Origin of the sequence: Anabaena sp. AL93, assembly GCF_001672085.1 — a bacterium.
Taxonomy (GTDB): Bacteria; Cyanobacteriota; Cyanobacteriia; order Cyanobacteriales; family Nostocaceae; genus Dolichospermum; species Dolichospermum heterosporum.
The window spans coordinates 25,070-36,270 of record NZ_LJOU01000064.1 but is presented as its reverse complement, the minus strand read 5'-3'; the positions used below and the strand labels follow the sequence as shown (position 1 = coordinate 36,270).

The window sequence follows — 11,201 nt, the reverse complement described above, 5'->3', positions numbered from 1 at the left end:
GAGTAGGGGGAGTAGGTGGCAGGGAGATTATTTATCTTTCTATTGCCTATTGCCTATTGCCTATTGCCTATTGCCTATTGCCTATTACCTATTACCTATTACCTATTACCTATTGCCTATTGCCTATTGCCTATTGCCTATTGCCTATTGCCAATTACCAATTACCAATTACCAATTCTCTAACTTTTGAAACAATAGGGCTACTTTATCTAAATCTTTGTTACCTGGTGAGTGTTCGACACCACTAGATAGATCAATACCATTGGGTTTAATTTGACTTAAAGCAGTCAAAATATTATCTGGTGTGAGTCCTCCGGCTAAGAACCAAGGAAGACCAGGGCTAAATTGCTGATTTAGTTGATGCCAATCTAAGGTTTGTCCTGTTCCTCCTAGCTGTTGGGGATGGTAAGCATCAAGTAGTAGAGTATCTACATAATCGGTGTAATGTATGGTGGTTTGTAGATGCTCTAAACTGCGGACTCGCAAGGCTTTGATAATTTCCACTTGGGGTAGGGATTGACGTAATTGCTGGCAAAATTCTGGTGTTTCGTCTCCATGTAGCTGGACACCGGTTAAACCAGACTTTTTAACTATTTGACTAATTTCAGAAATAGTAGTGTTAGCAAAAACGCCGATTTTATCAATATTTTTGGAAATCGGGGCGTTGCCTTCAGCCAGTGCAGCTATGGCTGCCTGAATTTGGGCTATGGTAACGTAACGAGGAGAAGTGGGAACACAGATAAATCCTAGTGCTGTTGCACCCAAGGCAGCTATAGCTAGAGACTGCTCTGGTTGAGTAATACCGCAAATTTTAACCCGCATTTCTATCAGAAAAGTTACAAATAATCACAAAAGTATCTTAATTCAAGTTAAAAACTTTTGCTTTGTCCTGGGTAATTTTATAATTCTGTAGGACTATATTCATTTTTTCATTTAGGAGAAAACAATTTCATGTCATCAATTTTATTAGCCGCAGCATCCGTTCCTGTTACACCAGTGTGGAGTCCTACAGTCGGTATCATTATCAGTGCCAGCAGCGCAGTTGTATTATTATTTACTTTTGCACTGAAATCTGCTAAAGTTGGACCTGCGATGCCTGTATTGCCTGTAAGTGTACCAGGATTCATTGGAGCAATGGCTTTTGGTCATGTAATTGGTATTGGTATTGTGTTAGGACTGACTAATATTGGTCGTTTGTAAGTTGGATTAACAAATTCCAGATCCCCGACTTCTTGGAGAAGTCGGGGATCTATGCTATTTAAAATTGTCTATCCTAGAGTTATACATACATTTCTCTCTATAAAAGAATTTCTGGAAATATCTAATAATGCAAACAAATTGGCAAATAGGTTCTTTATTTGGCATTCCTTTATTTTTAGACCCCTTATGGTTTGTGATTTTGGGGCTAACAACTCTGAATTTTGGGTTAGCTTATCAGCAATGGGGGGCTATTGCGGGTTGGAGTGCTGGTTTGATGATGGCACTGCTGTTATTTGCTTCGGTGCTGCTACATGAGTTGGGACATAGCTTGGTGGCACAATCCCAAGGTATTAAGGTGAATTCAATTACTTTGTTTTTGTTTGGGGGGGTGGCGGCAATTGAGGAGGAGTCAAAAACTCCTGGTCAGGCTTTTCAGGTGGCGATCGCTGGTCCTGCGGTAAGTGTGATTCTATTTTTCTTACTGCGTCTAGGTTCAAGTTTGATTCCTGATAGTAACCCCTTAAATGAAATGACGGGAGATTTATCGAGGATTAACTTGGTGGTGGCTTTATTTAATTTAATTCCTGGTTTGCCTTTGGATGGGGGACAGGTATTAAAAGCGGCTTTGTGGAAAGTTACAGGCGATCGCTTTCAAGCGGTACACTGGGCTGCAAGAGCCGGACAAATTTTAGGTTATGGTGCGATCGCTTTGGGTTTTGCTATTGACTTCTTTACCAGAGAATTTATCACGGGTTTATGGATGGTTTTGATCGGCTGGTTTGCAGTGCGTAATGCTAACAGTTATGACCGTGTCACCACATTACAAGAAACCTTACTCAAGTTAGTAGCAGCCGATGGCATGACTCGTAATTTTCGGGTAGTTGATGCCAATCAAACATTGCGAGAATTTGCTGATTTATATCTTTTAGAAACTACTGCACCGCAAGTTTATTTTGCGGCTGCTGATGGTCGTTATCGGGGTTTAGTTAATATTAATGATTTGCGGACAACGCAAAGAAGTGAATGGGAAACTCAAACTTTACAAACTATTGTTCATCCTTTGACGACAATTCCCACTGTGATTGAATCCACTTCTTTGGCTGAGGTAATTAGGAAATTAGAAACCGAACAACTATCTCAAATTACTGTTCTTTCTCCTGCGGATGCTGTTGCTGGTGTCATTGATAGAGGGGATATTGTCCAAGCATTAGCACAAAAGTTAAATTTGCCAATTACTGCTGCGGAAATTAAACGAATTAAGGAAGAAGGGAGCTTTCCCCCAGGTTTACAATTAGGGGTAATAGCAAAGTCTGTAGAACCATAAAAATGTCTGATACCGTAGCCATATCAGGATAATCAGGATTAAGGATGCTTGATGATTAATAAATCCTGTAAATCCTTAAATCCTGATTCTGACAATAAAATTTTTATTTAGGGACTTCCAAGAAATAAATTATCCTGATTAACGAACCACAGAGGCGCAGAGGACACAGAGGAATAAGGGTTTGAGAGATTTTTGCGTTAGGTGGTTGAGTATTTTTTTATTTGGAAGTCCCTTAGCAGACAGTTTCATCTGGTTGGATATTACCAAAAAGACGTTCACTCAACTTTGACAGGGTGAATTGATTCTTTTTTGTGAAAAAACATAATTTTAGCTCCTGCAAACTTTCACCTAAAAAAACAAAATTTATCATCCTAACTATTGTTAAGTAATGGGACAGAATTAATTACACAATTGATTTTTCTGTTCCCTGTTCCCTGTTCCCTCTCTGAACGAGTGAATTTAATTTTGTCCGACTACTTAAGTTATACTCTGCTGCTTCTTTGCCATAACCCCCATAAATAAATCGCAATAATTGCCCCTATAACTGCCACTACTACTCCAGGAATACTTAAAGATGCGGATGTAAGTTGTAAGGTCCCTGTACGAATGAGAGTAAATAAAGTTCCACCGATAAAAGCACCAACAATACCTAATATCATGGTGGATATCATCCCCCCACCTTGATAACCAGGATAGATTGATTTGGCAATTACACCAGCTAATAGTCCTAAAATTATCCAAGTAATAATATTCATGGATGTCCTCAAAAATTTGACTCAAGTTATGTCAAATTTATCAAGGCTTCATATTATTTATTTCTATCTAATGACATAAACTATATAAATCAAAAGGTATGTAGTTTTGTTCTCTTCATAAATTATCACTACATACCAATTCAATACTGCTCGGTTAATAAAATGTAGGTTGGTTTCAGCCACAGCAAGACCCAACAAAATCCTTAATAATGTTGAGTTTCTTTGCGTTAACCCAACCTACCATATAACGTTTTTTAGTCTTAACCGAGTAGTATTGCATAGCAATTCTAATTAAATAGAACGAGAGAATTTTGTCTCTCTAGTTCTTGTATGAGTATCGAAAACAACCGCAATATTTCTAACTAGCAATCTGCCAATATCAGTAATATGGATTTCATCAGCTAAGACATTTACTAATCCATCAGCTTGTAGAGGTGCTAATTCTTTGAGTTCATAGGAGAAATATCTATCAAAATTGATATGATACTTCTGTTCAATTTCTAACTTATTTAGTTGAAAGTGAGACATTATGGACATAATTACATCCCGTCTAATAATGTCATCTTGAGTGAGTTTAATACCTTTACTAGTAGGAATTACACCACTCGCAACTGCTTTGTAATAATCCTTTAATTCCTTGTGGTTTTGAGCATAGGCATCTTCTAACATACTAATAGATGTAGCCCCAAACCCAAATAATTCGGTTTCTGCATGGGTAGTATAACCTTGGAAATTACGTTTTAGTGTACCATGACGTTGAGCGATCGCTAATTCGTTATTATTTTTAGCAAAATGATCCATGCCAATAAACAGGTACTCGTTATTAGTTAATTCCTCAATTGTCATTTTGAGAATATCTAACTTTTCTTCTGCTCCCGGTAATGCGTCTTGAGGAATCATTTTTTGCACAGGTTTAATCCAAGGCACATAAGCAAAATTAAACACGACAATTCTATCAGCATCTAAAGTCATTGTCTTGTGTAATGTTTCCCGAAAAGTATCAAGAGTTTGATAGGGTAAACCATAAATTAAGTCTACATTCACACTATCAAATTTAGCCTCCTTAATCCAACTCATTACATCAAACAGCAATGATTCTGGTTGAATGCGATTCACTGCTTTTTGTACTTCCGGGTTAAAATCTTGAATACCAAAACTAATGCGATTAAAGCCAATATCCCTCAGAAACAAGATGTAATCTCTAGTCACATAGCGGGGGTTAATTTCAATAGATACTTCTGCATCTGAAGCAATTTGAAAATTATGGGTAATGCTTTTCCACAGGAATTCTACTTGATTAAGTTCTAAATAATTTGGTGTACCTCCACCCCAATGAATCTGAAGTACCTTTCTATCTTTATCAATTAAAGCTGAAGTATTTTTGATTTCCTGTTCCAAATGTTCTAGATATGGAATAGCCATATTCTTGTTATTGGTAATTACCGTATTGCAACCACAGAAATAGCAAGCACTTTGGCAAAAAGGAATATGGAAATACAAAGATAGGGGCGTTTTTCGTTGATTGGAAGCGGTAATTGCAGATTGAAACTCTCTTGCGGTGAAATTTTCACTTAATTCTGTTGCTGGGGGATAACTCGTGTATCTAGGAGCGCGAGTATCATACTTTTGAATTAGATCAAAATCAAACTTAACGCCAGGTAATAGAAAAACCATTACAGTCTCCAATAAATGTGAGTATATTTCTGTGTAGTTGGGAAGTAATCAATTTTCCCAATTTAATGTTGTAATTTAGGATTTAGCAAATAGAATATATTTATTCTATTTGTTTGTAGTTAGCATTATTTTTTGACGAACCACAGAGGCACAGAGAACACAGAGGAAGAGGATGGATTTTTATATAATTCATCGTTGCTAAAGTTAATTGGGTGATGAATTATATTTTTGTAAATTATGCAGGGACTTAAACTAAATCATTGTAAGTGGCTCTACCAAGAGCTTCGATTAAGATACTTTCCAATTCTTGAAGTATCTGCATATTTAACTTAAAAGCATGGTTAGCTTCTGCTACAATTTTGTCAGCGGTTGTATCATCAATATTAACTTTATCTAATGCTTGACGATACTTTCCTTTGAAAGTCTGCTTGTCTGGAATTTGCTGAAAATTGTAAAAGGAAGTTCCTTCATGTCCAGAAAGTTTTAAGGCTGACTGAGCAATTTTTTGGAGCATTTGCCCACCAGAAAGATCACCCAAATAACGAGTATAGGAATGAGCTAACAATAGTGCGGGTTCATGAGTGGAAATTTGTTGGATACGCGCAGTATAAGCTTGGGCGGCAGGTGAAGGGGTGATGCGTTTGTGCCATTGACTCCCATAATAAAATAACATATCTTGCTCTAGGCAAGATTGGCGATTTAGTTCGGGAAAATAAATCAAACTAATCACAGGATGCTGTTTATGTTTCTCAATTGCTGCTTCTAGTTCACTATAAACAAAATAGAAATTTCTCAACAATTGAATGAAACAATCTCTATCTACAACTCCTTGCACAAAACATTTCATGAAGCCGAGATTTTCTGAATCTGTATGCGCTTGTTGAGTTCCTATACGCAGTTTCATTGCCAAATCATTACTCATTCTTAGTTCCTTCTTGTTTACTTGTCAGGGTTTGCAAATTTCAACGACTTGTTTATCAGTTCACCGTCGTTATCATCACAGGAAAATTGCTATTCTGTGGGAATAGGGTTTTGAGAATAATTTCTCTAGCACAAATTACTACCGATGTGGATTTCGGCTATTTTTACTGCTCCTGAAATTATTTAACTATTATTCTTTGTATAACTATAAGAGTATTCATATTTATTTATGGTTTCATAAATACATTTGTCCCGTAAATAGGTATTTAAACTATACGAAAGTTAAGAATAATTCAGTATTTTTGTAAGAATTAGTTTCAATAGTTTAACTGATGACTAATAACAAATATTTATGCTTATATAATTTTAAGGCAGATAATGGTAAAGGGACTACTTATGGTTAAATCGTTGGATAAACCGCCACTTGATTTATCGAAATCGGGTGTAAAAACACCAGTTCAAGAAACATTATTAACACCCAGATTTTATACCACTGACTTTGATACAGTGGCAAAAATGGATATTTCTGGGTATGAAACGGAATTAAGGGCTGTAATTGACGAACTCAAGGCTGATTATAACCGTCATCACTTTGTGCGAGATGATGAATTTAAGCAAGGTTGGGATCACATTGTTGGTGAAAAACGACTTGCTTTTATTGACTTTTTAGAACGTTCTTGTACTTCGGAATTCTCTGGGTTTTTACTATTTAAAGAATTATCTCGTCGTCTCAAGGATAGTAACCCTTTACTATCAGAAGCATTTGCTTATTTAGCGCGAGATGAAGCCCGTCATGCTGGCTTTTTGAATAAGTCAATGGCAGATTTTAACCTTTCCCTTGACTTGAGTTATCTCACTAAAAATCGTACCTATACATTTTTCCCAATCGAGTGGGTTATTTACACAGTTTACCTATCGGAAAAAATCGGTTATTGGCGTTACATTTTAGTATTTCGCCATATGGAAAAAAATCCAGAGTACCAGTTTTATCCTCTATTTAGAAAGTTTGAAAGTTGGTGTCAAGATGAGAATAGACACGGTGATTTTTTCAAGGCTTTGTTACGTTCTCAACCCCAGTTATGGAATAATTGGAAATCTCGGCTATGGGTGCGATTCTTCCTATTAACTGTATTCGCTACCCACACCATGACAGTATTTGAAAGAGGGAATTTCTATGAAATCTTAGGTATGCACCCTCGTAAATATAATACTCAAGTAATTGAGGAAACCAACAAAACCGCAGCTAAGGCATTTCCAATTATTTTAAATACCAATCACCCATACTTTTTCTGGTATTTGGAACAATGTGCATTGTATAATCAGAAAATAATTGATCTCAATCAAATTAATGATTGGGGAATTGTGAAATTTATCCAAAAAATTCCCTTAACTTTAATGATTTTTTGGTATATGTTCAAGATTTTTCTGATTAAACCCATCAACACAGAAGCAACTCGTGAACAAGTTTGTTAATTAATCAATCAATCAGATCCCCGACTTCTTCGAGAAGTCGGGGATCTAATCCTTATTTTTCACTTTTTAATTGCAATGGCGTATATTTTCCCCCTAATGCTTCAACAATAGCGCGGGTATTTGCTGCCATCATCTTTATATAAGTATCGCCATTACTACCTTTTGCCCCAATAGAATCAGAATAAAGTGAAGTTGGTGCTAATTTTACTCCGGCTTCTTCGGCTACTGTTTTAATTAAAGCTGGATTAATTGTTGTTTCAGCAAATATGGCAGGAACACCGATTTTTTTAATTGACTCTACTAACTTTTTCACGGTTTGGGCGCTGGGTTGTTCTTCCGTACTAATGCCAATTAAAGTTCCAGCGATCGCTATTTTATAAGCACTTCCATAATATTGAAAAGCATCATGGGTAGTGATGAGTTTCCTTTTATCTGCGGGAATTGTTTGAATTTCTTGAAGAATCCAAATATGTAATTGCTGTAATTCATCAGTTAGCTTTTGGGCATTTTGAGTAAATTTTTCTTTGTCCTCCGGTGACAATTCAATTAAACTATCTCGAATGGCTTTCACCATAGATATAACATTTTCTGCACTGCCCCAAACGTGAGGATCTGGAACAATTTGTCCTTTACCTTTATCTAACTTTAAAGATATAACAACTTCCCCCACAGGGATTTTTTTTACTTTCCCTCCAGTTGCATTCATTAACTTAATCAGTCCCGGTTCTAAATTGTAACCGTTATACAAAATCAAGTTAGCTTTCTCCAAAACCCGACTATCTGCGGGTACAGGTTCGTAAACGTGAGGGTCTGCACCTGGTTTAAGAATACCCGTAATCTGTACTTCTTCTCCACCAATTTCTTCAGCCAAGTCAGCAATAATGGTACTTGTTGCTACAACCTGCGGCTTAGTATTTCCCTGGGGTTGGGAGTTGGGAGTACAACCCATTAAAGCCAAAGATAAGAACATTCCTAGCCAAAGGGGATTAAGTAAAGAGAACCTAACCCCCAACCCCTTCCCTAGCAGGGAAGGGGAGTAAGAATAAAAGCCTCTCTCCTCACAGGGTAGAGGTTTGGAGAGAGGTTTCAGTAATAAGTCATACATTGGATTAAGTATTAGTTTCATTTATCTCACTGATTACTTCTAGTTATAGATATTCTCATATTTCTCTCATTTTTATGGTAAGCTCAAAAAATAAGTATTTTAAATAGGGTTATGCAAAACTTCTCTTTTTACCAAAAATTTAGCCTATCTCCTGTAAATCAAGTAGATATACCTGCACAAATTATCAAATCTATTGACATGAATTCATCAACAGCAATTAACATCACTCATGTAGGTGTACATTACCGCGCACAAGAAGCACTTCGGGATGTTAACTGCATAATTAAACCAGGAAAGCTAACGGGAATTTTTGGACCCAATGGCGCGGGTAAAAGTACATTAATGAAAGCTATTTTGGGATTAGTTCCCATGAGTAGTGGTCAAGTTTTATATAAGAGCAAGCCTTTAATGCAGCAACTAGAAAAAGTTGCTTATGTACCACAACGTAGCCAAATTGACTGGAATTACCCCGCTACTGTGTGGGATGTAGTGATGATGGGGCGTGTCAAAAAAACAGGATGGTTACGGAGCTTCTCCACAGTTAGCCGTCAAATCGCTAAACAAGCATTAGAACGAGTGGGAATAGAAGAATTAAAAAATCGTCCCATTGGTGAACTTTCTGGAGGACAACAACAACGGGTATTTCTAGCCAGGGCGTTAACTCAAGAAGCGGAAATTTTCTGTTTTGATGAACCCTTTGTCGGGATAGATCAAAAAACCCAAGCTATCATTTTTGAAGTCTTTGAAGAATTAGCAAAAAACAATAAAATTGTCTTAGTAGTTAATCATGATTTAGGCGAATCAATCACCCATTTTGATGATTTAATCTTACTAAACTGCGAAGTAATTGCCACAGGTTCACGCCAACAAGTCTTGACAGAAGAAAACTTATATCGTGCTTATAGTGGTAAAGTTATGTACTTTGCGGCTTAATTTATTATGTGTTTGAATCAGCCAGAATCAGCCAGGGAATAAATTCCCTGTCTTATAGCTAAAGTCGGTTAAAACCGACTATTTTAGGATAATTAATTTGTTTCCCAATCAGCAATATGTTTCAAGCACTAATAGAACCGTTGCAATATGGCTTCATGCAGCGTTCCTTAATCATCGCCATATTAGTAGGCTTATTGTGTGCCATTGTTGGTAGTTATTTAATGGTACAACGCCTTGCATTGCTGGGTGATGCTATTAGTCATTCAGTATTACCAGGACTAGCGATCGCCTTCATGATTGGTGCTAATATCTTTGTCGGGGCGTTTATTGCCGGTGTTTTGAGTACAATGGCTATAGCCGTAATTAAAACCCGATCTCCCATTAAAGAAGATGCCGCTATGGGCATAGTTTTTTCTGCCTTTTTTGCCCTTGGAGTTACTTTAATTACAGTCATTCAAAAGGATAATAAAATTGATTTGAATCACTTTCTTTTTGGTAATATTTTGGGCGTAACTAGAGACGAAGTCCGAGACACTGCTATTATTGCAGCTATTGTTTTAATAGTAGTTTTCTTATTATACAAAGAACTGTTATTTTACACTTTTGATCCTTTAGGCGCACAAGCTGCGGGTTTACCAGTTAATCGCTTAAATTTTGGTTTAATGTTGTTAATTGCTTTAACAATTGTTGCCAGTATGAAAGCTGTGGGAGTAATTTTAGTATTATCACTTTTAATTACTCCAGGGGCAACTGCTTATTTATTGGTGAACCGTTTACATGAGGTAATGATTTTGGGGGCGGTAATTGGGGTAATTTCTAGTATTAGTGGAATGTATCTCAGCTACTTTTATAATTTACCCTCTGGTCCAGCGATTGTGTTAGTGGTTTCGGGTTTATTTACGTTGGCTTTGTTGTTTAGTCCTCGACATGGGATTTTGATTCCTATTAACAGTCTCCGGTCTAAAGACGCGGAGATTCTATAGAGAGTTTCAGTTTATATCCCTCAGTTATCCCAGTTTTAGGCATTGATGGAAAATTTACCCAGAAAAAAAAGCGGGCTAACCGCTTATTAGAAGGTTAACCCGTTTCACTTTGGGAACGCGCTACAGAAATTGTTACTGCAATACCAACTTAAACTGAGGAAATCGGCGACTATAGGGACTAGAACGCACGTCAGCTAAGGCTGTTACTTGATGTTGGTGTAACAGTTCGATAAATGTTTCAATTGTATGATTGGAATGACCAATAGTGAATGTTTTCATAATTTGTTATTATGGGGAATAACACTGAATTACAATTATTTACAGGCATTTTAACGGTTATAATGTCAAAATGAACTATACTTTTTACACTGAACTAGGCAACTTGCAACGGTTTTGTAGGAAGCATTCTGGGTTCTGGTAATACTTGATTTTCTTGAGTAAGCATCTCAACAAAAGCCTCAATTACTTCCTGACCATTTCTAGCAGCTTCTTCGTAAGTTTTACCATGTGTATGAAACTGTTGCCAGGGAAATTCAGGTAAGTGAACTAAAAAAAGTTGATCCTCTTGGGACCATTGAATTACCATGCTGTAGTGATAAATCATTCTTCACCTTCCTTATTTTCTAGTCCTTCCAGCTTTTTCAGCACCCGCTGAATGTTTTTTTCTAAATATAGCGGAGCATCATCTCCATCTTTTCCCGGTATGGTTAATGGTTCCTCCGGTAATAAAGGATGTTTCCAGTAAGTATGACTTCCTTTACCTCTACCTGCTTGAAGGAGATACCCAACTTTTGCTACTATTGCCTTCAGTTCTCTTATTTTCTTCGGCATTT

The 11,201-nt window shown here is 36.9% G+C and carries 14 protein-coding genes; 6 read left to right on the top strand and 8 right to left on the bottom strand.

All coding sequences use genetic code 11. From position 1 onward, the window contains the following. The coding region (locus AN486_RS16970; protein ID WP_290601725.1) for a hypothetical protein at nucleotides 1-190 on the top strand (190 nt) is incomplete at its 5' end. Here the strand turns inward: AN486_RS16970 and AN486_RS16965 are convergent. Further along, nucleotides 169-822: a phosphoribosylanthranilate isomerase gene (locus AN486_RS16965; protein ID WP_053537547.1), complete on the bottom strand. Its 654-nt coding sequence runs from the start codon at nucleotides 820-822 to the stop codon at nucleotides 169-171. The two genes, AN486_RS16970 and AN486_RS16965, sit on opposite strands and share 22 nt — an antisense overlap. 129 nt (nucleotides 823-951) lie before the next feature. Here AN486_RS16965 and psaK point away from each other — a divergent pair, with 129 nt between their 5' ends. Next, nucleotides 952-1,200: a photosystem I reaction center subunit PsaK gene (gene psaK / locus AN486_RS16960; RefSeq protein WP_027403464.1), complete on the top strand. Its 249-nt coding sequence runs from the start codon at nucleotides 952-954 to the stop codon at nucleotides 1,198-1,200. 127 nt (nucleotides 1,201-1,327) lie between these two features. Continuing rightward, nucleotides 1,328-2,524, top strand: coding sequence for a site-2 protease family protein (locus AN486_RS16955; RefSeq protein ID WP_290601723.1), 1,197 nt, complete (start codon nucleotides 1,328-1,330; stop codon nucleotides 2,522-2,524). A 482-nt stretch (nucleotides 2,525-3,006) separates the two neighbouring features. Here AN486_RS16955 and AN486_RS16950 read toward each other — a convergent pair whose 3' ends face one another. The 3 genes from AN486_RS16950 to AN486_RS16940 all read right to left on the bottom strand — a co-directional run bounded on the left by AN486_RS16950 (nucleotide 3,007) and on the right by AN486_RS16940 (nucleotide 5,875). Beyond that, on the bottom strand, nucleotides 3,007-3,279 hold the full coding sequence (locus AN486_RS16950) for a GlsB/YeaQ/YmgE family stress response membrane protein (RefSeq protein WP_027403466.1): 273 nt from the start codon (nucleotides 3,277-3,279) through the stop codon (nucleotides 3,007-3,009). A gap of 291 nt (nucleotides 3,280-3,570) precedes the next feature. Continuing rightward, complete coding sequence (gene hemN / locus AN486_RS16945; RefSeq protein ID WP_290601721.1) at nucleotides 3,571-4,953, bottom strand: oxygen-independent coproporphyrinogen III oxidase; 1,383 nt, start codon at nucleotides 4,951-4,953, stop codon at nucleotides 3,571-3,573. A gap of 247 nt (nucleotides 4,954-5,200) precedes the next feature. After that, nucleotides 5,201-5,875, bottom strand: a complete 675-nt coding sequence (locus tag AN486_RS16940) for a heme oxygenase (biliverdin-producing) (protein ID WP_053537550.1) — start codon at nucleotides 5,873-5,875, stop codon at nucleotides 5,201-5,203. Between the two features lie 395 nt (nucleotides 5,876-6,270). Here AN486_RS16940 and acsF point away from each other — a divergent pair, with 395 nt between their 5' ends. Then, a complete protein-coding gene (gene acsF / locus AN486_RS16935; protein WP_027403469.1) occupies nucleotides 6,271-7,347 on the top strand; it encodes a magnesium-protoporphyrin IX monomethyl ester (oxidative) cyclase in 1,077 nt (358 codons plus the stop codon). A 52-nt stretch (nucleotides 7,348-7,399) separates the two neighbouring features. Here acsF and AN486_RS16930 read toward each other — a convergent pair whose 3' ends face one another. Beyond that, a complete protein-coding gene (locus tag AN486_RS16930; protein WP_053537551.1) occupies nucleotides 7,400-8,317 on the bottom strand; it encodes a metal ABC transporter substrate-binding protein in 918 nt (305 codons plus the stop codon). A 246-nt stretch (nucleotides 8,318-8,563) separates the two neighbouring features. Here AN486_RS16930 and AN486_RS16925 point away from each other — a divergent pair, with 246 nt between their 5' ends. Together AN486_RS16925 and AN486_RS16920 are read left to right on the top strand one after the other, a co-directional pair. Then, on the top strand, nucleotides 8,564-9,385 hold the full coding sequence (locus AN486_RS16925; RefSeq protein ID WP_053537552.1) for a metal ABC transporter ATP-binding protein: 822 nt from the start codon (nucleotides 8,564-8,566) through the stop codon (nucleotides 9,383-9,385). A 116-nt stretch (nucleotides 9,386-9,501) separates the two neighbouring features. Then, complete coding sequence (locus tag AN486_RS16920; RefSeq protein WP_027403472.1) at nucleotides 9,502-10,368, top strand: metal ABC transporter permease; 867 nt, start codon at nucleotides 9,502-9,504, stop codon at nucleotides 10,366-10,368. 132 nt (nucleotides 10,369-10,500) lie between these two features. Here AN486_RS16920 and AN486_RS16915 read toward each other — a convergent pair whose 3' ends face one another. From AN486_RS16915 to AN486_RS16905, 3 genes are all read right to left on the bottom strand, one after another. Continuing rightward, nucleotides 10,501-10,647, bottom strand: coding sequence for a DUF488 family protein (locus tag AN486_RS16915; protein WP_193964113.1), 147 nt, complete (start codon nucleotides 10,645-10,647; stop codon nucleotides 10,501-10,503). 94 nt (nucleotides 10,648-10,741) lie between these two features. Next, nucleotides 10,742-10,972, bottom strand: a complete 231-nt coding sequence (locus AN486_RS16910) for a type II toxin-antitoxin system HicB family antitoxin (RefSeq protein WP_015081367.1) — start codon at nucleotides 10,970-10,972, stop codon at nucleotides 10,742-10,744. Beyond that, nucleotides 10,969-11,199, bottom strand: coding sequence for a type II toxin-antitoxin system HicA family toxin (locus AN486_RS16905; RefSeq protein ID WP_290601714.1), 231 nt, complete (start codon nucleotides 11,197-11,199; stop codon nucleotides 10,969-10,971). Before AN486_RS16905 ends, AN486_RS16910 begins: the two co-directional genes overlap by 4 nt. Nucleotides 11,200-11,201 lie beyond the last annotated feature (2 nt).